Raw genomic sequence first — 25153 nt, 5'->3', positions numbered from 1 at the left:
CGCCCGCGCCCTCGCTTCGCCCGCAGGCGGGTGCGCCCGGTACGCTCACCGCCGTGCCACACGCTGATCAGTCCCAAACCACCCAGAAGGGCGCTTCCGTGACATATCCGGGACCGCCGCGACCGGTTCAGGTCTCCGCCACACCCCTCGCGGAGCTCGCCGATCAGCTGGGTGTCGTACCGCCGGAGAACCTGGAGGGCACAGCCGAGGTCACGGGCATCACCCACGACTCGCGGGCCGTCCGCCCCGGTGACCTGTACGCCGCCCTCCCGGGCGCCCGCCTGCACGGCGCCGACTTCGTCACCCAGGCCGCCGGCCTCGGCGCGGCCGCCGTCCTGACCGACCCGACCGGCGCCGAGCGCGCCGCCGCGACCGGCCTGCCGGTCCTGGTCGTCGACGACCCGCGCGGGCGGATGGGCGAGCTGGCGGCCACGATCTACGGCCACCCCGGTGAGGACCTGCTCCAGATCGGCATCACCGGCACCTCCGGCAAGACCACCACCGCGTATCTCGTCGAGGGCGGCCTCAGGACCACCCGCAGCTCGGACGAGGGGGGCCGGCGCGAAGCGCCGTCGGTCGAGGGCGGTGGTGGGCGACGGGTGGGCCTGATCGGCACCGTCGAGATGCGCATCGGCGACGAGCGCATCAAGTCCGAGCGCACCACCCCCGAAGCCACCGACCTCCAGGCCCTGTTCGCCGTCATGCGCGAACGCGGCGTCGAGGCGGTCGCGATGGAGGTCTCCAGCCACGCCCTGGTCCTCGGCCGGGTCGACGGCTGCGTCTTCGACATCGCGGTCTTCAACAACCTCAGCCCGGAGCACATGGAGTTCCACTCCGGCATGGAGGACTACTTCCAGGCCAAGGCGCAGCTGTTCACCCCGCGCCGCAGCAAGCTGGGCGTGATCAACCTCGACGACGAGTACGGCCGCCGGCTCACCCACGAGGCCACCGTCCCGGTCGTCACGTTCTCCGCCGAGGGCCACCCCGACGCCGACTGGCGTGCCGTGGACGTCCAGGTCGGCCCGATGGACTCGACGTTCACCGTCCTCGGCCCCGAGGGACAGCGCGTCGCCGCCAAGTCGCCGCTGCCGGGCCCGTTCAACGTGGCCAACACCCTCGCCGCGATCGTCGCCCTCGCCGTCGCCGGCTTCGACCCGCAGTCCGCCGCCGACGGTGTCGCCGCCGTACCGGGCGTGCCGGGCCGGCTGGAGCGGGTGGACGCCGGGCAGCCGTACCTCGCGGTCGTCGACTACGCGCACAAGACGGACGCCGTCGAGTCGGTCCTCAAGGCGCTGCGCAAGGTCACCAAGGGCCGGCTGCACGTCGTGCTCGGGTGCGGCGGGGACCGGGACACCACCAAGCGGGCGCCGATGGGCGCCGCCGTGGCCCGGCTCGCCGACACCGCCGTACTGACCTCCGACAACCCCCGCTCCGAGGACCCCCTCGCGATCCTCGCGACGATGCTCCAGGGCGCGGCGTCCGTGCCGGCCCACGAGCGCGGCGAGGTGCAGCTCTTCGAGGACCGGGCCGCCGCGATCGCCGCCGCCGTCCGCCGGGCACAGCCCGGGGACACCGTGCTGGTCGCGGGCAAGGGCCACGAGCAGGGCCAGGACATCGCCGGTGTGGTCCGTCCGTTCGACGACCGCCAGGTGCTTCGCGAAGCTATCCAGAAGACCCAGGGATGAACTTGTGATCGCCCTCTCCCTCGCCGAGATCGCAGCAGTCGTCGGCGGGCAGACGTACGACATACCGGATCCGGCCACGCAGGTCACCGGGCCGGTCGTCCGGGACTCCCGCGAGGTGGAGCCCGGCAGCCTCTTCGTCGCCTTCGTCGGCGAGCGCGTGGACGGCCACGACTTCGCACAGGCGGTCGTCGAGGCGGGCGCGGTGGCCGTACTGGCCTCCCGCCCCGTCGGCGTGCCCGCGATCGTCGTGGACGACGTCCAGACGGCGCTCGGCGCCCTCGCCCGGCACGTCGTGCGCAAGCTCGGCACGACCCTCGTGGCCCTCACCGGCTCCGCCGGCAAGACCAGCACCAAGGACCTGATCGCCCAGGTCCTGCAGCGCAAGGCGCCCACGGTGTGGACGCCCGGCTCGCTCAACAACGAGATCGGGCTGCCGCTGACCGCCCTGACCGCCACCGAGGAGACGAAGTTCCTCGTGCTGGAGATGGGCGCCCGCGGCATCGGCCACATCCGCTACCTCACCGGCCTCACCCCGCCGAAGATCGGCCTCGTCCTCAACGTCGGCACCGCCCACATCGGCGAGTTCGGCGGCCGCGAGCAGATCGCACAGGCGAAGGGCGAACTCGTCGAGAGCCTTCCGCCGGCGGAGGAGGGTGGCGCCGCGATCCTCAACGCCGACGACCCCTTGGTCCGGGCGATGGCCTCCCGAACGAAGGCGAAGGTGATCCTTTTCGGAGAGTCCGGCGAAGCGGACGTACGCGCCGAGAACGTGCGACTCACGGACAGCGGACAGCCCGCCTTCAGGCTTCACACACCCTCCGGTGCAAGTGATGTGACCATGCGCCTGTACGGTGAGCACCACGTGTCGAACGCGCTCGCCGCGGCCGCCGTCGCCCATGAGCTGGGCATGTCCGCGGAAGAGATCGCCACCGCGCTCTCCGAGGCGGGCTCCCTCTCCCGCTGGCGGATGGAGGTCACCGAGCGCCCGGACGGCGTGACCATCGTCAACGACGCCTACAACGCCAACCCCGAGTCCATGCGGGCCGCCCTGCGCGCCCTGGCAGCCATGGGCCAGGGACGTCGTACGTGGGCGGTGCTCGGCAAGATGGCCGAGCTCGGGGACGAGGCGCTCGCCGAGCACGACGCGGTCGGACGGCTCGCCGTCCGGCTCAACGTCAGCAAGCTCGTCGCGGTCGGGGGGATCGAAGCCTCCTGGCTGCAACTGGGCGCATATAACGAGGGTTCGTGGGGTGAGGAGTCGGTGCACGTGTCCGACGCACAGGCGGCGGTCGACCTGTTGCGCAGCGAGTTGCGCCCGGGAGACGTCGTACTCGTGAAGGCGTCCCGTTCGGTCGGCCTCGAGAGCGTCGCGCAGGCGCTGCTGGAGACCGGTGCCGAGGGTGAGGTCGCTGCCCGATGATGAAGCAGATCCTGTTCGCCGGTGTCATCGGCCTCTTCCTGACGCTGATCGGCACGCCGCTGCTGATCAAGCTGCTCGCGCGCAAGGGCTACGGCCAGTACATCCGTGACGACGGCCCGCGCGAGCACGCCAGCAAGCGCGGTACGCCGACCATGGGCGGCATCGCCTTCATCCTGGCGACGATCGCCGCCTACTTCCTGTCGAAGCTCATCACGGGCAAGCCGCCGACCTACTCCGGTCTGCTGGTGCTCGGCCTGATGTTCGGCATGGGCCTGGTCGGCTTCCTGGACGACTACATCAAGATCGTCAAGCGGCGCTCGCTGGGTCTGCGGGCCAAGGCGAAGATGGCCGGCCAGCTGCTCGGCGGCATCGCCTTCGCCGTGCTCTCGCTCCAGTTCGCGGACGCCCGCGGCAACACCCCGGCCTCCACGAAGCTGTCGTTCATCACGGACTTCGGCTGGACGATCGGCCCCGTGCTGTTCGTCGTCTGGGCGCTGTTCATGATCCTCGCGATGTCGAACGGCGTGAACCTCACCGACGGTCTCGACGGCCTCGCCACCGGCGCGTCCGTCCTGGTCTTCGGCGCGTACACCTTCATCGGTGTGTGGCAGTACCAGGAGTCCTGCGCCAACGGCGAGACGCTGACCAACCCGAACGCCTGCTACGAGGTGCGCGACCCGCTCGACCTCGCCGTGGTCTCCGCCGCGCTGATGGGCGCCTGCCTCGGCTTCCTGTGGTGGAACACCTCACCGGCCAAGATCTTCATGGGCGACACCGGTTCGCTGGCGCTCGGCGGTGTCCTCGCGGGTCTCGCGATCTGCTCCCGTACCGAGCTGCTGCTGGCCATCCTGGGCGGTCTGTTCGTCCTCATCACCATGTCGGTGGTCATCCAGGTCGGCTCGTTCCGGCTGACCGGCAAGCGGGTCTTCCGCATGGCGCCACTCCAGCACCACTTCGAACTCAAGGGCTGGTCCGAAGTCCTTGTCGTGGTCCGCTTCTGGATCATCCAGGGCATCTGCGTCATTGTCGGACTGGGCCTCTTCTACGCGGGATGGGCAGCGGAAAAGTGACCGACTGGCAGGGCAAGAACGTCACCGTCGCCGGGCTGGGCGTCTCCGGCGTCCCGGCGGCCAAGGTGCTGCACGGGCTCGGCGCGAAGGTCACCGTCGTCAACGACGGCGACGACGCACGCGCGCGTGCCCAGGCGGCCGAACTGGAGGCGCTCGGCATCACCGTGCGCCTCGGTGACGCAGCGACCCTGCCCGAGGGCACCGAGCTGATCGTCACCGCTCCCGGCTGGAAGCCGGACAAGCCACTGTTCGCGGCCGCGCACGAGGCCGGAGTGCCGGTCTGGGGCGACGTCGAACTCGCCTGGCGGCTGCGGGGCCCCGACGCGGCTCCCTGGCTCGCCGTCACCGGCACCAACGGCAAGACCACCACCGTCCAGATGCTCGCCTCCATCCTCGAGGCGGCGGGCCTGCGCACGGCGGCCGTCGGCAACATCGGCGTCTCCCTGCTGGACGCGGTCCTCGGCGAGGAGCGCTACGACGTCCTCGCCGTGGAGCTCTCCAGCTACCAGCTGCACTGGGCGCCCTCCCTGCGCGCCCACTCCGCCGTCGTGCTCAACCTCGCCCCGGACCACCTCGACTGGCACGGCTCCATGGAGGCGTACGCCAAGGACAAGGGCCGTGTCTACGAGGGCAATCGGGTCGCCTGCGTCTACAACGTGGCCGACAAGGCCACCGAGGACCTGGTGCGCGAGGCGGACGTCGAGGAGGGCTGCCGGGCCATCGGCTTCACGCTCGGCACGCCCGGCCCGTCCCAACTCGGCGTCGTGGACGGCATCCTGGTGGACCGCGCCTTCGTCGAGAACCGGCAGAAGAACGCCCAGGAGCTGGCCGAGGTGTCCGACGTCAACCCGCCGGCCCCGCACAACATCGCCAACGCCCTTGCCGCGGCGGCCCTGGCGCGCGCCTTCGGCGTACCCCCCAAGGCCGTACGGGACGGTCTGCGGGCCTTCACCCCGGACGCCCACCGCATCGCCCATGTCGCGGACGTGGACGGGGTCGCGTACGTCGACGACTCCAAGGCGACCAACACGCACGCCGCGGAAGCCTCGTTGGCGGCCTACGAGTCGATCGTGTGGGTCGCGGGAGGTCTCGCGAAGGGCGCGACCTTCGACGAGCTGGTCGCCAAGTCGGCGAAGCGACTTCGGGGCGTCGTCCTCATCGGTGCCGATCGGGCGCTGATCCGCGAGGCCCTCGCGCGACACGCCCCGGAAGTACCCGTCGTCGACCTCGACCGGACCGACACTGGGGCGATGCTCGCGGCTGTCCGGGAGGCGAAGCGGCTGGCGCGGTCCGGCGACACGGTACTGCTCGCCCCGGCCTGTGCCTCCATGGACATGTTCGCCAACTACAACCAGCGCGGTGACGCGTTCGCGGAGGCGGTTCGCGAACTCGGAGCCGACCCCCATTGACCCGGCCGCCTGCCGGGCGGACCTCGGGAGGGACGCGTGGGACGGTCACGGCCGACGTACGACGGAGACACGGATGCCCGGTAGCCGTACCGGGCGCCCGCCCGTCCAGCGCACCGTCCGCAGGCCCGCGGCCCCTCGTCCGGGTCGCGACAACCCGGTGCTCCGGCTGTACACACGCGCGCGCAAGACCTGGGACCGGCCGCTGACCGCCTACTACCTGATCTTCGGCGGCAGCATGCTGATCACCGTGCTGGGCCTGGTGATGGTGTACTCGGCCTCGCAGATCACCGCGCTGCAGATGTCGTTGCCGGGGTCGTTCTTCTTCCGCAAGCAGTTCCTGGCGGCCGTCATCGGCGGGGCGCTGCTGCTGATCGCCTCCCGGATGCCGGTGAAGCTGCACCGGGCGCTGGCCTATCCGATCCTGGCCGGCGCCGTCGCCCTGATGGTGCTGGTGCAGGTGCCGGGGATAGGGATCGCCGTCAACGGCAACCAGAACTGGATCTCGCTCGGCGGCTCCTTCCAGATCCAGCCCAGCGAGTTCGGCAAGCTCGCCCTGGTGCTGTGGGGCGCCGACCTGCTCGCCCGCAAGCAGGACAAGAAGCTGCTCACGCAGTGGAAGCACATGCTGGTGCCGCTGGTGCCGGTCGCGTTCATGCTGCTCGGGCTGATCATGCTCGGTGGCGACATGGGCACGGCGATTATCCTGACGGCGATCCTGTTCGGTCTGCTGTGGCTGGCGGGCGCGCCCACCCGCCTCTTCGTCGGCGTGCTCTCGATCGCCGCCGTGATCGGCGTGATCCTCATCAGGACCAGCCCCAACCGCATGGCCCGGCTCGCCTGCATCGGCGCCACGGAGCCGCGGTCCGGGGTCGCCGACTGCTGGCAGGCCGTGCACGGGATCTACGCCCTCGCCTCCGGCGGGATCTTCGGCTCCGGACTCGGCGCGAGCGTGGAGAAATGGGGCCAACTCCCCGAAGCGCACACCGACTTCATCTTCGCCGTCACCGGTGAGGAACTGGGCCTGGCGGGGACGCTGTCGGTCCTCGCCCTGTTCGCGGCTCTAGGCTATGCGGGTATCCGCGTGGCCGGTCGCACGGAGGACCCCTTCGTGAGGTATGCCGCGGGAGGCGTGACCACCTGGATCACGGCCCAGGCCGTGATCAACATCGGTGCGGTGCTCGGCCTGCTGCCGATCGCCGGCGTCCCCCTCCCGCTGTTCTCCTACGGGGGATCCGCCCTGCTGCCGACCATGTTCGCCATCGGGCTGCTGATCGCCTTCGCGCGAGACGAGCCCGCTGCGCGGGCGGCGCTTGCGATGCGGCACCCCCGCTTTGGTAGAAAGCGGGGGGCTGGGGGCCTCACGAGGCCCCGGAGATGGAACACGATGCGACGGCGTGCCTCGGCGGCGCGCTCGTCCGGAGAGCGGTGAATTTCGGTGCATGTCGTACTCGCTGGTGGGGGGACCGCCGGCCACATCGAGCCCGCGCTCGCCCTCGCGGACGCCCTGCGCAGGCAGGACCCGACCGTGGGCATCACGGCCCTGGGCACGGAGCGCGGCCTGGAGACCACGCTCGTTCCCCAGCGGGGCTACGAGCTCGCGCTGATCCCGGCGGTTCCACTGCCGCGCAAGCCCACGCCCGAGCTGATCACCGTCCCGGGCCGGCTGCGCGGCACGATCAAGGCGACCGAGCAGATCCTGGAGCGCACCAAGGCGGACTGCGTCGTCGGCTTCGGCGGCTACGTGGCCCTGCCCGGCTACCTCGCGGCCAAGCGCCTGGGCGTGCCGATCGTCATCCACGAGGCCAACGCCCGCCCCGGCCTGGCCAACAAGATCGGCTCCCGGTACGCCGCCCAGGTCGCCGTCTCCACCCCGGACAGCAAGCTCCGCAACGCGCGCTACATCGGCATCCCGCTGCGCCGCTCCATCGCCACTCTGGACCGGGCCGCCGCGCGCCCCGAGGCCCGCGCGATGTTCGGCCTCGACCCGAACCTGCCCACGCTGCTCGTCTCCGGCGGCTCGCAGGGTGCCCGCCGCCTCAACGAGGTGGTGCAGCAGGTCGCCCCGTGGCTGCAGCAGGCCGGCATCCAGATCCTGCACGCGGTCGGCCCGAAGAACGAACTGCCGCACGTCCAGCAGATGCCGGGAATGCCCCCGTACATCCCGGTAAGTTACGTGGACCGGATGGATCTCGCGTACGCGGCGGCCGACATGATGCTCTGCCGCGCGGGCGCGATGACCGTCGCCGAACTCTCCGCCGTCGGACTCCCGGCCGCCTACGTCCCGCTGCCCATCGGCAACGGCGAACAGCGGCTCAACGCCCAGCCGGTGGTCAAGGCCGGCGGCGGCCTCCTGGTCGACGACGCGGAACTGACCCCGGAGTGGGTCCGGGAGAACGTCCTGCCCGTCCTCGCCGACCCGCACCGGCTGTACGAGATGTCCCGCGCCGCGAGCGAGTTCGGCCGCCGGGACGCGGACGACCTGCTCGTCCGCATGGTGTACGAGGCGATCGCCGCCCACCGTGCACACCACTAGGCACCACAGGTAGGGCTCTGTGAGCGAAGGGCAGGGAGCGTGGCCGGACCCACCACCGCCGAACGCGGTGCGCGTCAGCAGGAGTCGTCCGGTCCGCCCCTCGCCCGGAGGCTGGGACCGCGCTGGCTTCGTACGATCATCATCCTGGCGCTGGCCGTCGTCCTTCTCGGGGTGGGTACCGTCTGGGCGTTGTACGGCTCGCAGTGGCTGCGCGTGGAGCGCGTCTCCGTCTCCGGCACGGGCGTTCTGACGCCGCAGCAGGTGCGCGAGGCCGCCGACGTCCCCGTCGGGGAACCGCTGATTTCCGTCGACATCGACGCGATCGCGAGGCGTTTGCGCTCGGAATTGCCCCGAATCGACTCGGTTGACGTGGTCCGTTCCTGGCCCGATGGAATCGGCCTGAAAGTGACCGAACGCAAGCCGGTCCTGCTGGTTCAAAAGGGGCGCAACTTCGTGGAAGTGGACGACGAAGGCGTCCGTTTCGCCACGGTTTCCGTGGCTCCTCGGGGCGTTCCCCTTCTCGAATTGGAAACCTCCTCGCCCGGTTCGGCCTCCGCGAGCCTGCGGCGCTTCGGCGAGGACCGGCTGGCGCGGGAGGCGGTGAAGGTCGCCGGTGCCCTTCCGGCCGCCGTCGCCCGGGACACCCGGGTCGTCAAGGTCCGTTCCTACGACGACATCTCGCTGGAGTTGAGCGGCGGGCGCACGATCGCCTGGGGGAGCTCCGAGAAGGGCGCCGCAAAGGCCCGTACCATCACCGCCCTGATGAAAGCCGCCCCGGGCGCACGGCACTTGGATGTCAGTGTTCCCACCGCCCCCGCGTCATCGGGGAGTTGACGCCTGTTCGCGCAGGCCAGCACCCTGGTTGGGCAGTGACACGGCTGATCACATAGGGTGAAAAGAAAAACGGGAGGTTCGGCGTGTTCGTTGAACGGGCGCCACTTGTCGACTTAGTGTCCTGTTCAGAAGACTCCAAGGAACAGACACACTGGTAACCCTAAACTTCAGCGTTAGGGTTCGGGTCGGCGAAACGGACCGTCCCATTCGGCATCAGTCGCCGGAGCGCGGAGCGCAACAGCGTCCCGTGATCCGACGACACGTAACTCGAGGCGAGAGGCCTTCGACGTGGCAGCACCGCAGAACTACCTCGCAGTCATCAAAGTCATCGGTGTCGGCGGCGGTGGTGTCAATGCCATCAACCGGATGATCGAGGTCGGTCTCAAGGGCGTCGAGTTCATCGCCATCAACACCGACGCGCAGGCGCTGTTGATGAGCGACGCCGACGTCAAGCTCGACGTCGGCCGCGAACTCACCCGCGGACTCGGCGCCGGAGCCAACCCGGCCGTCGGCCGCAAGGCCGCCGAGGACCACCGCGAGGAGATCGAGGAGGTCCTCAAGGGGGCCGACATGGTCTTCGTGACGGCCGGTGAAGGCGGCGGCACCGGCACCGGCGGGGCGCCCGTCGTGGCCAACATCGCACGCTCCCTGGGCGCCCTCACCATCGGCGTGGTCACGCGCCCGTTCACCTTCGAGGGACGGCGGCGCGCCAACCAGGCCGAGGACGGCATCGCCGAACTCCGCGAAGAGGTCGACACCCTCATCGTCATCCCGAACGACCGGCTGCTGTCCATCTCGGACCGCCAGGTCTCCGTCCTCGACGCCTTCAAGTCGGCGGACCAGGTCCTGCTCTCCGGTGTTCAGGGCATCACCGACCTCATCACCACGCCCGGTCTGATCAACCTCGACTTCGCCGACGTCAAGTCGGTCATGTCCGAGGCCGGTTCGGCCCTCATGGGCATCGGCTCGGCCCGCGGCGACGACCGCGCGGTGGCCGCGGCCGAGATGGCGATCTCCTCCCCGCTGCTGGAAGCCTCCATCGACGGCGCCCGGGGTGTGCTCCTGTCCATCTCCGGCGGCTCCGACCTCGGCCTGTTCGAGATCAACGAGGCCGCCCAGCTGGTCAGCGAGGCAGCCCACCCCGAGGCCAACATCATCTTCGGCGCCGTCATCGACGACGCCCTCGGCGACGAGGTCCGGGTCACCGTGATCGCGGCAGGCTTCGACGGGGGCCAGCCCCCGGCCCGCCGGGACAACGTCCTCGGCTCGTCCTCGGCCTCCGCCCGCCGCGAGGAGCCCACTCCGGTACGGCAGCCCGAGAGCCGCCCGTCCTTCGGCTCCCTCGGCAGCGTCACGCCGAAGGAGGAGCCGGAGCCGGCGCCCGAGCCGGTGGCCGACCTCCCGGTCGCCCCGCCGGTGCCGCCGTCGCGGACCTACACGGACAGCGCGGCCGAGGAACTGGACGTGCCGGACTTCCTGAAGTGATAGGCCTGCGTGGACACGTGAGCGGCGCGCACTTCGCCTTCACCGACAGGTGGGGCGGGGTGAGCGCCGCTCCGTATGAGGAGCTCAACCTCGGCGGCGCGGTCGGCGACGACCCGGCCGCCGTACGGGCCAACCGGGACCTGGCGGCGAAGTCGCTCGGACTCGACCCCGGCCTGGTCGTGTGGATGAACCAGGTGCACGGCAACGAGGTGGCCGAGGTCGACGGGCCGTGGAACGTCGAGCGCGTCCCCGAGGTCGACGGCCTGGTGACCGCCGGACGGAACATCGCGCTCGCCGTGCTCACGGCCGACTGCGTCCCGGTCCTGCTGGCCGATCCGGTCGCCGGGGTGGTGTCGGCGGCTCACGCGGGCCGGCCGGGCATGGTCTCCGGGATCGTCCCCGCCGCGGTGGGGGCGATGGTGAAGCTCGGGGCCGAGCCGTCGCGGATCGTCGCCCGCACCGGGCCCGCCGTCTGCGGCCGGTGCTACGAGGTGCCGGAGGCGATGCGCGCCGAGGTGGCCGCCGTCGAGCCGGCGGCGTACGCCGAGACGAGCTGGGGCACGCCGGCGGTCGACGTGACCGCCGGGGTGCACGCGCAGCTCGAGCGGCTCGGGGTGCACGACCGGGAGCAGTCGCCGGTGTGCACGCGGGAGTCGCAGGACCATTTCTCGTACCGCCGCGACCGCACGACAGGGCGACTCGCGGGATATGTCTGGCTGGACTGATGGAGCATGACGGACCGTAAGGGCGAACTCGCCGGAAACCTGGCGAAGGTGGAGGAGCGCATCGCCGCGGCGTGCGCGGCCGCCGGGCGCGGGCGGGAGGAAGTGACCCTGATCGTGGTCACCAAGACCTACCCGGCGAGCGACGTGCGGATCCTGTCGGAGCTCGGGGTGCGCCACGTCGCCGAGAACCGTGACCAGGACGCGGCGCCCAAGGCCGCGACTTGCTCGGATCTGCCGCTTTCCTGGCACTTCGTGGGCCAGCTGCAGACCAACAAGGTGCGTTCCGTGGTCGGTTATGCGGATGTCGTGCAGTCCGTCGACCGTTCCCGGCTGGTGACGACCCTCTCCAAGGAGGCTGTCCGGGCCGGGCGCGAGGTCGGATGCCTCATCCAGGTCGCGCTCGACGCGGGGGAGCCTTCGGCGGGAGGAGGCGCGCGCGGGGAGCGGGGTGGTGTCGCGCCCGGCGGAATCGAAGAGTTGGCCGACCTCGTCGCGGACTCCCCGGGGCTGCGGCTTGACGGACTGATGACCGTCGCACCCCTGACCGGGGAGTACGCGGGGCGCCAACGGGCGGCGTTCGAGCGGTTGATGGATTTGTCGACTGACCTGCGCCGAGCTCATCCGGCTGCGAACATGGTGTCGGCAGGGATGAGTGCGGATCTCGAGGAAGCCGTGGCGGCCGGAGCGACACATGTGCGCGTCGGCACTGCGGTACTCGGAGTCCGCCCCAGGCTCGGGTAACGTCGCCAAGAAGTCGGACCACAGCAGAAAATATGGTCATTACCGTCGAAAGGCGGGCGTAAGGACCTCGTGGATCGCGGGACTTCAGTCGTCAGCCGATCCACCACAGAGCGGAGGACTCAGAGCATGGCCGGCGCGATGCGCAAGATGGCGGTCTACCTCGGCCTCGTGGAGGACGATGGGTACGACGGCCGAGGATTCGACCCCGACGACGACTTCGAACCCGAGCTCGACCCTGAGCCCGAGCGTGACCATCGGCGGCACGAGCCGTCGCATCAGTCACATGGTGCACATCAGTCCCAAAGGGACGAAGAGGTAAGAATCGTGCAGCCGCCCGCGCCGCGCGAACCAGTGGCCCGAGCCGCTTCGCCCGTCGCGGAATCCGGGCGCCCGGCGCGCATCGCGCCCGTGGCATCCATCACACAAGAACGTCAGTCCCTGGAGAAGAACGCACCGGTGATCATGCCCAAGGTCGTGTCGGAACGAGAGCCGTACCGGATCACCACGCTTCACCCCCGGACCTACAACGAGGCCCGTACCATCGGGGAACACTTCCGTGAGGGCACCCCGGTGATCATGAATCTGACTGAGATGGATGACACAGACGCGAAGCGACTTGTCGACTTTGCGGCCGGTTTGGTGTTTGGTCTTCACGGCAGCATCGAGCGGGTGACGCAGAAGGTGTTCCTGCTGTCTCCTGCTAACGTCGATGTCACGGCGGAGGACAAGGCCCGCATCGCAGAGGGCGGGTTCTTCAACCAGAGCTGAGACGCAAGACCGGAAACAGGCAGTACCGAGAGCACGTAAGCAGGGGAGAGGGAAGCACCGAACATGAGCGTGGTCCTGGATGTCGTCTACATCGCGCTGATGGTCTTCCTCATCGTGCTCATCTTCCGGCTGGTCATGGACTACGTCTTCCAGTTCGCCCGCTCATGGCAGCCCGGCAAGGCGATGGTGGTCGTTCTGGAGGCCACCTACACTGTCACCGATCCACCGCTCAAGCTTCTGCGGCGGGTCATCCCGCCGCTGCGTCTCGGGGGCGTGGCGCTCGACCTGTCCTTCTTCGTACTGATGATCATCGTCTACATCCTGATCTCGATCGTGAGCCGGCTGTGAGCGATGTGAACTACCGTCTTGCCGAATGCCGACGACTACGTTGAGGTGAAGAGATGCCGTTGACCCCCGAGGACGTGCGGAACAAGCAGTTCACGACCGTCCGCCTCCGAGAAGGCTATGACGAGGACGAGGTCGATGCCTTCCTCGACGAGGTCGAAGCCGAACTGACCCGACTGCTCCGCGAGAACGAGGACCTGCGGGCCAAACTGGCCGCGGCCACGCGCGCTGCTGCCCAGAACCAGCAGAACATGCGCAAGCCTCCGGAGCCGCAGGACCAGCAGCAGCAGGGCATGCCGCCCCAGCAGCAGGGCATGCCCCAGCAGGGGATGCGAGGTCCGGGCGCTCCGGTACCCGCCGGCATATCGGGCCCGCCGCAGCAGCAGATGGGTGGCCCCATGGGTGGTCCGCCCCAGCTGCCGAGCGGTGCCCCGCAGCTGCCTGCAGGTCCCGGCGGCCAGGGCCCCCAGGGTCCCGGTCCGATGGGTCAGGGCCCCATGGGGCAGGGTCCGATGGGTGGTCAGCCCCCCATGCAGCAGCAGATGGGCGGTCCGATGGGCGGCCCCATGGGCGGTCCGATGGGCGGCCCCGGTCAGGGCCCCGGTGGCGACAGCGCCGCCCGTGTCCTCTCGCTGGCCCAGCAGACCGCCGACCAGGCGATCGCCGAGGCCCGCTCCGAAGCCAACAAGATCGTCGGCGAGGCGCGTTCGCGTGCCGAGGGTCTCGAGCGTGACGCCCGTGCCAAGGCCGACGCCCTGGAGCGGGACGCGCAGGAGAAGCACCGCGTCGCGATGGGCTCCCTGGAGTCCGCTCGCGCCACGCTGGAGCGCAAGGTCGAGGACCTGCGCGGCTTCGAGCGCGAGTACCGTACGCGCCTGAAGTCGTACCTCGAGTCCCAGCTGCGTCAGCTGGAGACCCAGGCCGACGACTCCCTCGCCCCGCCGCGCACCCCGGCCACGGCTTCGCTTCCGCCGTCCCCGGCGCCCTCCATGGCCCCGGCCGGCGCGAGTGCCCCGTCCTACGGCGGCAACCAGGGCATGGGCGCGCCGAGCCCGGCTGCCCCGTCCTACGGCGGCCAGCAGCAGATGTCCCCGGCGATGACCCAGCCCATGGCTCCGGTGCGGCCGCAGGGCCCGTCGCCGATGGGCCAGGCCCCCTCGCCGATGCGCGGCTTCCTCATCGACGAGGATGACAACTGACGGCCAGTAGTACGCCGTAGGCGTCGGCAGCGTTCAAAAGGGCGGGCCCCGGATTCCGATCCGGGGTCCCGCCCTTTTTCCGCGCGTTGCGGCCGCGTGCCGCTAGCCTGCGAGTCATGGGCCGGCGGAGGCGGCGGGAGCAGTCGCAGGAGCAGAGGCAGGCCTACGCGGAGACGCTGCGGTTGCGGGAGCAGGTGGCGAGTGCGGTACGGCTTCAGCCGGCCTGCGCGGGTCTCCCGGTCCTCCCGGCCGGGATGCAGGCGGGGCAGGGCTCCGGAGCCGTCGTGTATGTGGACGCGCAGGAACAGCTCACGGGCACCGGGGTCTGGGTCGGCTGGGGCCTGGCGCCGGCCGTGGCCACGTTCATCGGGCAGGCCGGGGCCGACACCGAGGAGGGGCGCCTCCGCGGGAAGGTACGGCTACGCGGTCATCGAGGCGATGACGGGCGCGATACGGGACATCCTCACCGCCGGCGGCTACAGCGTCGACGTGAACCTTGGCACGGAACCGCACTACACGGTCTACGTCGTCGCTGCTCCGTGAGAGCGAGCGGAGGGGCCCGGTTCCCTGGAAGAACCGGGCCCCTTCCGTACGTCCTTATGCCTTGCGCAGGCGGAACGTCAGGGTCAGGCCCTCGTCCGTGAACGGGGCGCCGTAGGTGTCGTCCGCCTCGCCCTGGGCGAAGTCCGTGGCGAGGACCTCGTCGGCGATCAGGCCGGAGTGACCGGTCAGGGCGTCCACCGTGGCCGGGTCCGTCGCGGTCCAGCGGAGCGCGATGCGGTCGGCGACGTCGAGGCCGCTGTTCTTGCGGGCCTCCTGGATCAGGCGGATCGCGTCTCGGGCCAGGCCCGCGCGGCGCAGCTCCTCCGTGATCTCCAGGTCCAGGGCGACCGTCGCGCCGGAGTCGGACGCCACCGACCAGCCCTCGCGCGGGGTCTCCGTGATGATCACCTCGTCCGGGGCGAGGGTGACGGTCTCGCCGTCGACCTCCACGGACGCCGTGCCCTCGCGCAGGGCGAGGGAGAGCGCGGCCGCGTCGGCGCCGGCGACGGCCTTCGCCACGTCCTGGACGCGCTTGCCGAACCGCTTGCCCAGGGCGCGGAAGTTCGCCTTGGCGGTCGTGTCGACCAGGCTGCCGCCGACCTCGCTCAGCGACGCGAGCGACTCGACGTTCAGCTCCTCCGTGATCTGCGAGTGCAGCTCGGGGGAGAGGGCGTCGAAGCCCGTGGCCGCGATGAGCGCGCGGCGCAGCGGCTGGCGGGTCTTCACGCCCGACTCCGCGCGCGTGGCGCGGCCCAGCTCGACCAGGCGGCGCACCAGGACCATCTGCTTCGACAGCTCCGGGTCGATCGCCGAGAGGTCCGCCTCCGGCCAGGACGCCAGGTGCACGGACTCCGGGGCACCGGGGGTCACCGGCACCACCAGGTCCTGCCAGACCCGCTCGGTGATGAACGGGGTCAGCGGGGCCATCAGCTTGGTGACCGTCTCGACGACCTCGTGCAGCGTGCGCAGCGCGGCCTTGTCGCCCTGCCAGAAGCGACGACGGGAGCGGCGCACGTACCAGTTGGACAGGTCGTCGACGAACGCCGAGAGCAGCTTTCCGGCGCGCTGGGTGTCGTACGCCTCCAGGGACTGGGTCACCTGGTCGGTGAGCGCGTGCAGTTCGGACAGCAGCCAGCGGTCCAGCAGCGGGCGGTCGGCCGGGGCCGGGTCCGCCTCGGAGGGGGCCCAGCCGGACGTGCGGGCGTACAGCGCCTGGAAGGCGACCGTGTTCCAGTACGTGAGGAGTGTCTTGCGGACGACCTCCTGGATGGTGCCGTGGCCCACGCGGCGGGCCGCCCAGGGCGAGCCGCCGGCCGCCATGAACCAGCGGACCGCGTCCGCGCCGTGCCGGTCCATGAGCGGGATCGGCTCCAGGGTGTTTCCCAGGTGCTTGGACATCTTGCGGCCGTCCTCGGCGAGGATGTGGCCGAGGCAGACGACGTTCTCGTACGACGACTTGTCGAAGACCAGGGTGCCGACGGCCATCAGCGTGTAGAACCAGCCGCGGGTCTGGTCGATCGCCTCGGAGATGAACTGCGCCGGGTAGCGGCTCTCGAACAGCTCCTTGTTCTTGTACGGGTAGCCCCACTGCGCGAACGGCATCGAACCCGAGTCGTACCAGGCGTCGATGACCTCCGGCACGCGCGTGGCCGTCTTGCCGCAGCCGTCGTGGCGGCAGGCGAAGGTGACGTCGTCGATGAACGGGCGGTGCGGGTCGAGGGTCGACTGGTCGGTGCCGGTCAGCTCGGTGAGCTCCGCGCGGGAGCCGACGCAGGTGAGGTGGTCGTCCTCGCAGCGCCAGATCGGCAGCGGGGTACCCCAGTAGCGGCTGCGGGACAGCGCCCAGTCGATGTTGTTGTTCAGCCAGTCGCCGAAGCGGCCGTGCTTGACCGTCTCCGGGAACCAGTTGGTCTTCTCGTTCTCCTGGAGGAGACGGTCCTTGACGGCCGTGGTGCGGATGTACCAGGACGGCTGCGCGTAGTAGAGGAGCGCGGTGTGGCAGCGCCAGCAGTGCGGGTAGCTGTGCTCGTACGGGATGTGCTTGAAGAGGAGGCCGCGCTGCTGGAGGTCCTCGGTGAGCTTTTCGTCCGCCTTCTTGAAGAAGATGCCGCCGACCAGGGGGACGTCCGCGGCGAAGGTGCCGTCCTGGCGGACCGGGTTGACCATCGGCAGGCCGTAGGAGCGGCAGACCCTGAGGTCGTCCTCACCGAAGGCGGGGGACTGGTGGACCAGACCCGTACCGTCCTCGGTCGTCACGTACTCGGCGTTGACGACGTAGTGCGTCGCGACGTCGGCCGGGAACTCCACGAGCTCGAACGGACGTTGGTAGGACCAGCGCTCCATTTCGGCGCCGGTGAAGGTCTCGCCGGTGGTCTCCCAGCCCTCGCCGAGAGCCTTGGCGACGAGCGGCTCGGCGACGACGAGCTTCTCCTCGCCGTCGGTCGCGACGACGTAGGTGACCTCGGGGTGCGCGGCGACGGCCGTGTTGGAGACCAGGGTCCACGGGGTGGTCGTCCAGACCAGGAGCGCGGCCTGGCCGGCGAGCGGACCGGAGGTGAGCGGGAAACGGACGTACACGGACGGGTCGACGACCGTCTCGTAGCCCTGCGCCAGCTCGTGATCGGACAGGCCGGTGCCGCAGCGGGGGCACCAGGGGGCGACGCGGTGGTCCTGGACCAGCAGGCCCTTCTCGAAGATCGTCTTCAGCGACCACCAGACCGACTCGATGTACTCCGGGTCCATCGTGCGGTAGGGATCCTGGAGGTCGGTCCAGTAGCCCATGCGGGTCGTGAGCGCCTCGAAGGCGTCGGTGTGCCGGGTCACCGACTCGCGGCACCTGGCGTTGAACTCGGCGATGCCGTACTTCTCGATGTCCTGCTTGCCGGAGAAGCCGAGCTCCTTCTCCACCGCCAGCTCCACCGGCAGGCCGTGGCAGTCCCAGCCGGCCTTGCGGGCCACGTGGTAGCCACGCATGGTGCGGAAGCGGGGGAAGACGTCCTTGAAGACGCGCGCCTCGATGTGGTGGGCGCCCGGCATGCCGTTGGCGGTGGGCGGGCCCTCGTAGAACACCCACTCGGGGCGGCCCTCGGACTGCTCCAGGCTCTTCGCAAAGATCTTCTGCTCGCGCCAGAAGTCGAGCACCGCGTGCTCGAGGGCGGGCAGGTCGACCTGGGCTGGCACCTGGCGGTACTGCGTCATCGATCTTCCTCCGGCGGACGTTCTGCCTTCCGTCGGAGGGACGAGAGCCTTCTTGCCTGTCTACGCCGTGTGCGGCGCGCTCCCGCGGTACCACCCTCCTTGGCCCTCCGGTGCGACCTGCGCTCCGGTGAGCCCCCTCATTGGGGTCGCGATGCCGGTTCTACTCGCCCTCGCCTGTCGGCTGAGGCTTTCTTCCGGCGGCTCCGGGGTGATCTTCACGTCGCGCTCGCCCCCGGGCTCCCACCGTCCCCGGGTCGCTCTGGGCTGCGTACGCCGCTACTCGTCCCCATCCACGCTTTTCGCTCCGCCCAGTGTACGGCGCGGCGACGACAGCGGCAGACCGGTTTTCCGGGGCCCTGGCCGAGGAGCGGGGGCGCGTCCGGGATGACCCGAATGGGGAGGTACGCGTGTTCGGATCCTGGGACCGTGAGCTCGGCGGATTACCCGGCGGGGAGCTGGGCACAACGCATGCAGGCTTGCCGCGCGGCATGCGCGAGGCGGGCGAATCGGGCGGTGCGCCCCGTTGCCGCGGGACCAAAGTCGATTTATCGTCCCAGCACGATTCGCGCGCAAGATCACAATATGTGAAGGGGCCGCGGCCATGGTGGCGAAGAAGACCGCCGTACAGCAGTCGGCGTCCGGCAGGCCCATGGGTGCCTCCGGCGGCGCGGCCAGGGATGCCAAGGACGTCGGCGGGAAGAAGAGCACGCGGGGCGGGGGCGGCGCGCGTGCCGCCAAGACGGTGAAGGCCGTGAGGGCGGTGGGGGCTGCTGCCCGGGAGGCGAGGAAGGCGGCCGGGGGGAAGAAGGCGACCGTGGGGGAGGGGGTGGGCAGACCGGGGGTTGCCGGGGCTTCGGAGGGGAAGAAGGTGGTCGCCGGGGCGGCTGCCGCGACGCGGGCGGTTGCCGGGCAGGGTGCGGACAGGAAGGCGGTCGCCGAGGAGACCACTGGCAGGAGGACGGCTGCTGCGAAGAGGGCGCCCGTGGAGGAGGCGCCCGCGAGGAAGACGACCGCGAAGAGGGCGCAGGCGAAACAGACGGGCGTCAGGACGGCTACGGCGGACAGGGCGACGGCGGACAGGACGACGGTGAGGACGACGGCTGACAAGCAGACGGCCGTCAAGAAGGCGGCCGCGAAGCAGGCGGCTGCCAGGAAGACGCCGGCGGGCAGGAAGGCGGCGGCCGGGCGGTCCGCGTCGGGCGCTGAGGGTGTGCCGGCCAGGAAGACGGCCGGGGCCGACAAGAAGGGGTCGGGCAGGAAGGTGCCGGTCGAGGAGGCCGCGTCGGTCGAGGAGGCTGTGCCGGCCCTGACCGCACCGGCCAAAAAGACCGCGTCGGGGAAGAAGACCACGTCGGCCAGGAAGACGGCCGGGCAGGCCGGAAAGGTGGTCGGGTCGGCCAGGAAAGTGGTCGGGTCGGCCGGAGAGGCGGTCGGGAAGGAGGCCGTCTCTGACAAGACGGCTGTCGGGAAGACGGCTGTCGGGAAGAAGGCGACGGCGAAGAAGGCGACGGCGAAGAGGGCCGCGGCGAAGAAGGCCGCGGGCTCCGGGACGGCCGCGGTGGTGGGGGGCGCCGGCGGCGAGATGGGCGCCGGTGCGGGGGGCGCGATCGGTCAGGCGGCTGGGGTGCCGGAAGGCGCGGCAGACCGGACGGCTGCCGTCGCGGAAGGCGCGGTCGCCACAGTGGACGCCGGTTCGGAGGGGACGGTCGGGCAGACCGTCGACGCTTCGGAGGGGGCCGGTGGCAAGGGCGGTGCGGCCGGGAAGGTAGCGGCCGGGAAGGGCCCCGTCGGAAAGGGCGCCGCCAGGAAGAGCACGGCCAAGAAGGTGGGCGCGGCCTCGGCCGCGGAGCAGACGGGAGCCACAACGGTGGTTGCGAAGAAGACTCCTGGCACGGCCACGGCGGCGAAGACGGCCGTTCCCAAGGCACGGCTCGTCGCGGCGGAGCCCGGCGAGCTGGCGGTGCGCCCCGGTGAGGAGCCGTGGACTCCGGAAGAGGCCGCGGAGGCCCGCGCCGAACTGCAGTCAGAGCAGGAACGGCTGCGCGCGGAGCTCGCCTCGTCCGAGGCGGCCCTCGCGGGACTGATGCGGGACTCCGGAGACGGTGCCGGCGACGACCAGGCGGACACCGGCACCAAGAACATCACCCGCGAGCACGAACTGGCGCTGGCCGCCAACGCGCGCGAGATGCTGATCCAGACCGAACACGCCCTGGAACGGCTCGACGCGGGTACGTACGGCCTGTGCGAGAACTGCGGCAACCCCATCGGCAAGGCCCGTATGCAGGCCTTCCCGCGGGCCACGCTGTGCGTCGAGTGCAAGCAGAAGCAGGAGCGCCGGTACTGATCACCCGATGGCCGGAGGGCGTGCCGTACTCTCGTCCTCAGTCAGGTACCTAGGTTGAGGGACTCACGTGGCAGAGGCGGAGCGCATCATCGGTACGCCGGACACCCCCGAGGCGGCGGGAGCCGAGCCGGAGCCGTCCGACGAGCACGTCGGGAAGCCGGCGTCGGGCGAGTCGCCCGGTGCGGACGAGCCGGCGGCGGCCGGGGCCGGCGGGCCCCGCGGTAAGCGCCGGATCGCCGTGCTGTTCGCGGTCGCCGCGTTCGCGTACGCCCTCGATCTGGTGAGCAAGATGATCGTGGTCGCCAAGCTGGAGCACCACGAGCCGATCGAGATCATCGGGGACTGGCTGCGGTTCGAGGCGATCCGTAACGCGGGCGCGGCCTTCGGCTTCGGTGAGGCGTTCACCGTGATCTTCACGGTGATCGCGGCGGCGGTGATCGTGGTGATCGCCCGGCTCGCCCGCAAGCTCTACAGCCTGCCCTGGGCGATCGCGCTCGGCCTGCTGCTCGGCGGCGCGCTCGGCAACCTCACCGACCGGATCTTCCGCTCGCCGGGTGTCTTCGAGGGCGCGGTCGTGGACTTCATCGCACCGAAGCACTTCGCGGTGTTCAACCTCGCCGACTCGGCGATCGTGTGCGGCGGGATCCTGATCGTGCTGCTGTCCTTCAAGGGGCTCGACCCGGACGGCACCGTCCACAAGGACTGAGCGTCCGGGCTGGCGTACGAGGGCTCCGGACCCGTCCGGCATACTCGACGGGTGACCACGATTCCCGAGATCCGTACCCTGCCCGTGCCCGACGGTCTGGAGGGCGAGCGCGTCGACGCCGCCATCTCCCGCATGTTCGGCTTCTCCCGGACCAAGGCGGCCGAGCTCGCCGCGGCCGGGAAGGTCACGGTCGACGGGTCGGTGGTCGGGAAGTCCGAGCGCGTGCACGGCGGTGCCTGGCTCGAGGTCGAGATGCCGCAGGCGCCCGCGCCGGTGCAGGTGGTCGCCGAGCCGGTCGAGGGCATGGAGATCGTCCACGACGACGAGGACGTGGTCGTGATCGTCAAGCCGGTGGGCGTGGCCGCGCACCCCTCGCCCGGCTGGACCGGACCGACCGTCATCGGTGGTCTCGCGGCCGCCGGGTACCGCATCTCCACCTCCGGCGCCGCCGAGCGCCAGGGCATCGTGCACCGGCTCGACGTGGGCACCTCGGGTCTGATGGTGGTCGCCAAGTCCGAGTACGCGTACACCTCGCTCAAGCGCCAGTTCAAGGAGCGCACGGTCGACAAGCGCTACCACACGCTCGTCCAGGGCCACCCCGACCCGACCAGCGGCACCATCGACGCGCCCATCGGCCGGCATCCGAACCACGACTACAAGTGGGCGGTCACCGCGGACGGCAAGCCGTCCGTCACGCACTACGACCTGATCGAGGCGTTCCGCGCGGCCTCCCTGCTGGACGTCAAGCTCGAGACCGGCCGTACGCACCAGATCCGCGTTCACATGGCCGCCCACCGCCACCCGTGCGTCGGTGACCTGACCTATGGCGCCGACCCGACGCTCGCCAAGCGCCTGCGCCTGACCCGGCAGTGGCTGCACGCGGTGCGGCTGGGCTTCGAGCACCCCGGGGACGGGCGGTGGGTCGAGTTCTCCTGCGACTACCCGGACGATCTGCAGAACGCCCTGGACCAGGTCCGCGAGGAGACCTACGGATGAGCACGCGCGCGTACGAGGTGCGGATCGCCGAGGATCCCGCCGACCGCGAGGCCTGCTTCGGGGTGCGCAAGGAGGTCTTCGTCGGCGAGCAGCAGGTCCCCGAGGACCTCGAGTACGACGCCTACGACGCCGGCGCGGTGCACGTCCTGGCGGTCGGGGAGGACGGCGTACCCCTGGGGACCGGGCGGCTGTTGTACGGCGAGGCGGCCGCGGCGAAGACCGACGGCGACCCGTCGGTCGGCTCGCTGGGGCGGCTCGCCGTGACGCGGGAGGCGCGCGGGCTCGGCGTCGGTGCCGCGCTGGTGCGGGCCATCGAGGAGGCGGCACGCGCGCGTGGGCTCGTGGCCGTGGACCTGCACGCTCAGACGCACGCGCTGGGGTTCTACGAGCGCCTCGGATACGCGGCGCACGGGCCGGAGTTCATGGACGCGGGCCTTCCGCACCGGGCGATGCGGCGGGTGCTGTAGCCGGGTGGCCGGGACGCGCTGGGACGGGTTGCCGGCCGGGGGGTGGACCGGTTGGTGGCGGGGTGACGGGGCAGGCTGGAAGTGAGCCCTGTGACCCTGGAACCCCGGAGCGCTGACCGTGGATCAGTTGGCCCTGCTGTTCATCCTGTTGCTGGGGGCCGTGGTGAGCGTCCCGCTGGGAGACCGGTTGGGGCTGCCCGCGCCGGTCCTGATGACGCTGCTCGGGATCGTGCTCGCGATCCTCGACTTCGTGCCCAATGTGAGCATCCCGCCCGACCTCATCCTGCCTCTGCTGCTGCCGCCCCTGCTGTACGCGGCGGTCCGGCGGACCTCCTGGCGGCAGTTCACGGCGAACAAACGGCCGATCTTCCTGCTCGCCGTGGCGCTGGTCTTCGTCACGATGCTCTGCGTGGCCGCCGTCGCCCACACGATCGTGCCCGGGCTGCCGGTCGCCGCGGCCATCGCGCTCGGGGCGCTCGTCGCGCCGCCCGACCCGGTGGCCGCGACCGCGGTGGCCGGGCAACTGGGGCTGCCGCGACGGCTGGTGTCCATCCTGGAGGGCGAGGGGCTGTTCAACGACGTCACGGCCATCGTGCTGTACCACGTGGCGATCGCCGCGGTCGTGAGCGGGACCTTCTCACCGTGGCGGGCGGGGCTGGATCTCGTGCTGTCCGCCGTGGTGGCCGTGGCGGTCGGGCTCGCGCTGGGATGGGGCGCCAACAAGCTCATGGACCTGCTCGGAGACGCGACCCTGCAGATCGGGCTGACCCTGCTGGTGCCGTACGCCTCGTATGTGATGGCGGAGGAGTTCCACGGCTCCGGGGTGCTCGCCGTGCTCACCACCGCGCTCTACCTCGCGGAGTTCGCCACCGATCCCGACGACGTGATGACACGGCTGGCCGGGCACACCTTCTGGGACATCGTGGACACGATGGTCACCGGGGTCGCGTTCGGGTTGATCGGGCTGGAGCTGCACAACGCGATCCGGACGGCGTCCGGGCGGTGGGGGGAGATGCTGGGGTGGGCCGCGGCGGTGGTCGGGGTCGTCGTGCTGGTGCGGCTGTTGTGGCTGCTGCCGGCCACCTGGCTCACCCGGCGGATGCACGCCAGGCGGGACCACGACGAGGACATTCCGATGGGCTGGCGGGAGACCGTCGTCATGTGGTGGTCGGGGATGCGGGGGGTGGCCTCGGTGGCGCTGGCGCTGGCGATCCCGTTGCAGACCGAGGACGGGGCCGCCTTTCCGGACCGGGACGAGATCGTGTTCATCGCCTTCGGGGTGATCATGGCGACGCTGGTGTTGCAGGGGCTGACCCTGCCCTGGTTGGTGAAGCGGCTGGGGGTGCAGGCCGACACGGACCGGGAGAAGGCGTTCGAGAAGGAACTGGCCGTGCGGGCGGCCAAGGCGGCCAAACGCAGGCTTCGGGAGATCGAGGCCGAGGAGGAGCTGCCCGAGGAGCTGACCGAGCAGATGGTGCGGCGGGCCTTCGACATCGGGCTGCGGATCAGCCCGGACATCGGGGAGGACGAGCGGCGGGAGGCGCATGAGCAGCGGGTGCGGAGGTTGAAGCGGGTCCGGCGGATTCAGGGGGAGATGCTGAGCGCTGCGCGGCACGAGGTGGTGGCGGCGCGGAGTGAGGCGGGGGCCGATCCGGAGATCGTGGATCGGGTGCTGCGGCATCTCGATGTGCGGAGTCTGCGGTGACGGTCGCGGTGGTTCCCGCGCGTGCGACGCCCGGCCGTTCGGATGTGTGCCTTGTTCATGGCGGCCGTGTAAATCCTGGTGACCCCGCGTCTCCTCCTTCATAGGGTCGGGACCATGGCACGAAACGTAGTAATCAGTGGTGGAGGTACAGGAATCGGGCTCGCCGCGGCGCGGGTCTTCGCCGCCGACGGAGACCGGGTGCTGTTGCTCGGACGGCGGCGGGAGGTACTGGAGAAGGCCGGGGTGGACGGAGCGCTCACCTATGCCGCCGACCTCAGTGAGCCCGACGAGGTGCGGCAGGTCGAGTTGTTCGTCGGGGAGACCCTCGGGACCGTGGACGTGCTCGTCCACGGTGCCGGCGGGACCGGGCAACTGGAGCCGCAGCCCGACAGCGACGACCCCCTCGATCGCGTCGCCCACACCTGGGCCCTGAACTTCCGGATCAACGTCCTCACCGCGGCCCTGCTCACGGAGGCGCTGAAGGACCGGCTCGCGCGGCCGGGCGGGCGGGTGCTGTTCATCAGCTCGATCGCCGCCTACCGGGGGTCGGGAAGCGGGGCGTACGGCGGCGCCAAGGCCGCGCTGCACCCGTACGCGCATGATCTCGCGCGCGAGTTGGGGCCGCAGGGTGTCACCGTGAACGTCGTCGCGCCCGGGTACGTCGAGGACACCGAGTTCTTCGGCGGGGCGATCGAGGAGGCTCGGCGGGAGCGGCTCGTGGGGGAGACGGCGAACGGGCGCGCCGGGACGCCCGGGGATGTCGCCGCCACCCTTCACTGGCTGGCCTCCCCGGGCGCCGGGCACGTCACCTCGCAGGTCGTACAGGTCAACGGAGGCGCCGAGCGCGGGCGCTGACGGTCAGCGGTCCGCGCGCGGCGCGTCGTGGACGCGGCGCTGGCGCGGGGGCGGGGCGGGCCCCGCCCCCCCCCCCGGCCCCGCCCCCCCCCCCCGGGGGGGGGGGGCCCCGCGGCCCCCCCGCG

The 25153-nt window shown here is 70.9% G+C and carries 20 protein-coding genes; 19 read left to right on the top strand and 1 reads right to left on the bottom strand.

What is annotated here, in order from left to right:
* Nucleotides 1-98 precede the first annotated feature (98 nt).
* The 13 genes from ACPT94_RS28450 (at nt 99) to ACPT94_RS28390 (ending at nt 14214) form a co-directional block, all read left to right on the top strand.
* Entirely contained in the window at nt 99-1685 is a 1587-nt protein-coding gene (locus tag ACPT94_RS28450; protein WP_425247151.1) for a UDP-N-acetylmuramoyl-L-alanyl-D-glutamate--2,6-diaminopimelate ligase, read from the top strand.
* Nucleotides 1686-1689: 4 nt separating this feature from the next.
* Entirely contained in the window at nt 1690-3105 is a 1416-nt protein-coding gene (locus tag ACPT94_RS28445; RefSeq protein WP_360349278.1) for a UDP-N-acetylmuramoyl-tripeptide--D-alanyl-D-alanine ligase, read from the top strand.
* Nucleotides 3102-4175, top strand: a complete 1074-nt coding sequence (gene mraY / locus ACPT94_RS28440; RefSeq protein WP_264931384.1) for a phospho-N-acetylmuramoyl-pentapeptide-transferase — start codon at nt 3102-3104, stop codon at nt 4173-4175. Before ACPT94_RS28445 ends, mraY begins: the two co-directional genes overlap by 4 nt.
* Entirely contained in the window at nt 4157-5584 is a 1428-nt protein-coding gene (gene murD, locus ACPT94_RS28435; protein ID WP_360349281.1) for a UDP-N-acetylmuramoyl-L-alanine--D-glutamate ligase, read from the top strand. Before mraY ends, murD begins: the two co-directional genes overlap by 19 nt.
* 73 nt (nt 5585-5657) lie before the next feature.
* Nucleotides 5658-7013 carry a putative lipid II flippase FtsW gene (gene ftsW / locus ACPT94_RS28430; protein ID WP_360349284.1) on the top strand — a complete coding sequence of 452 codons (1356 nt, stop codon included), beginning with the start codon at nt 5658-5660 and terminating at the stop codon, nt 7011-7013.
* Between the two features lie 6 nt (nt 7014-7019).
* Nucleotides 7020-8117 carry an undecaprenyldiphospho-muramoylpentapeptide beta-N-acetylglucosaminyltransferase gene (gene murG / locus ACPT94_RS28425; RefSeq protein WP_189938601.1) on the top strand — a complete coding sequence of 366 codons (1098 nt, stop codon included), beginning with the start codon at nt 7020-7022 and terminating at the stop codon, nt 8115-8117.
* Between the two features lie 39 nt (nt 8118-8156).
* Nucleotides 8157-8951, top strand: coding sequence for a cell division protein FtsQ/DivIB (locus tag ACPT94_RS28420; protein WP_425247150.1), 795 nt, complete (start codon nt 8157-8159; stop codon nt 8949-8951).
* A 288-nt stretch (nt 8952-9239) separates the two neighbouring features.
* The gene (ftsZ, locus tag ACPT94_RS28415; RefSeq protein ID WP_360349290.1) at nt 9240-10436 is read left to right on the top strand and encodes a cell division protein FtsZ; all 1197 of its coding nucleotides are present in this window, start codon (nt 9240-9242) and stop codon (nt 10434-10436) included.
* The gene (pgeF, locus tag ACPT94_RS28410) at nt 10433-11161 is read left to right on the top strand and encodes a peptidoglycan editing factor PgeF (protein WP_360349293.1); all 729 of its coding nucleotides are present in this window, start codon (nt 10433-10435) and stop codon (nt 11159-11161) included. The genes ftsZ and pgeF overlap by 4 nt, the downstream gene beginning before the upstream one ends.
* A gap of 6 nt (nt 11162-11167) precedes the next feature.
* A complete protein-coding gene (locus ACPT94_RS28405; protein WP_425247149.1) occupies nt 11168-11902 on the top strand; it encodes a YggS family pyridoxal phosphate-dependent enzyme in 735 nt (244 codons plus the stop codon).
* 126 nt (nt 11903-12028) lie between these two features.
* Complete coding sequence (locus tag ACPT94_RS28400) at nt 12029-12670, top strand: cell division protein SepF (protein ID WP_189938610.1); 642 nt, start codon at nt 12029-12031, stop codon at nt 12668-12670.
* Between the two features lie 63 nt (nt 12671-12733).
* Nucleotides 12734-13018, top strand: a complete 285-nt coding sequence (locus ACPT94_RS28395; RefSeq protein WP_020129925.1) for a YggT family protein — start codon at nt 12734-12736, stop codon at nt 13016-13018.
* Between the two features lie 53 nt (nt 13019-13071).
* A complete protein-coding gene (locus ACPT94_RS28390) occupies nt 13072-14214 on the top strand; it encodes a DivIVA domain-containing protein (RefSeq protein WP_360349299.1) in 1143 nt (380 codons plus the stop codon).
* 597 nt (nt 14215-14811) lie between these two features.
* On the opposite strand, the gene ileS is transcribed toward ACPT94_RS28390, so the two are convergent.
* The gene (gene ileS / locus ACPT94_RS28385) at nt 14812-17955 is read right to left on the bottom strand and encodes an isoleucine--tRNA ligase (protein ID WP_425247148.1); all 3144 of its coding nucleotides are present in this window, start codon (nt 17953-17955) and stop codon (nt 14812-14814) included.
* Nucleotides 17956-18556: 601 nt separating this feature from the next.
* On the opposite strand from ileS, the gene ACPT94_RS28380 reads away from it, so the two are divergent.
* From ACPT94_RS28380 to ACPT94_RS28355, 6 genes are all read left to right on the top strand, one after another.
* Nucleotides 18557-20299 (top strand): TraR/DksA family transcriptional regulator, encoded by a 1743-nt coding sequence (locus tag ACPT94_RS28380; RefSeq protein WP_425247147.1) that lies wholly within the window; start codon nt 18557-18559, stop codon nt 20297-20299.
* Between the two features lie 67 nt (nt 20300-20366).
* On the top strand, nt 20367-21005 hold the full coding sequence (gene lspA / locus ACPT94_RS28375) for a signal peptidase II (protein ID WP_360349309.1): 639 nt from the start codon (nt 20367-20369) through the stop codon (nt 21003-21005).
* A gap of 51 nt (nt 21006-21056) precedes the next feature.
* Nucleotides 21057-22001 carry an RluA family pseudouridine synthase gene (locus ACPT94_RS28370; protein ID WP_425247146.1) on the top strand — a complete coding sequence of 315 codons (945 nt, stop codon included), beginning with the start codon at nt 21057-21059 and terminating at the stop codon, nt 21999-22001.
* Nucleotides 21998-22468 (top strand): GNAT family N-acetyltransferase, encoded by a 471-nt coding sequence (locus ACPT94_RS28365; protein WP_425247145.1) that lies wholly within the window; start codon nt 21998-22000, stop codon nt 22466-22468. Before ACPT94_RS28370 ends, ACPT94_RS28365 begins: the two co-directional genes overlap by 4 nt.
* 118 nt (nt 22469-22586) lie before the next feature.
* Complete coding sequence (locus ACPT94_RS28360; RefSeq protein WP_425247144.1) at nt 22587-24173, top strand: Na+/H+ antiporter; 1587 nt, start codon at nt 22587-22589, stop codon at nt 24171-24173.
* 114 nt (nt 24174-24287) lie between these two features.
* Nucleotides 24288-25028: an SDR family NAD(P)-dependent oxidoreductase gene (locus ACPT94_RS28355; RefSeq protein ID WP_425247143.1), complete on the top strand. Its 741-nt coding sequence runs from the start codon at nt 24288-24290 to the stop codon at nt 25026-25028.
* Nucleotides 25029-25153 lie beyond the last annotated feature (125 nt).

This window comes from Streptomyces aurantiaciflavus (assembly GCF_049808595.1).
In the GTDB taxonomy this organism is placed as follows: domain Bacteria; phylum Actinomycetota; class Actinomycetes; order Streptomycetales; family Streptomycetaceae; genus Streptomyces.
Note: the sequence above shows the minus strand (reverse complement) of the source record. Positions and strands in the feature narration are given on the sequence as shown.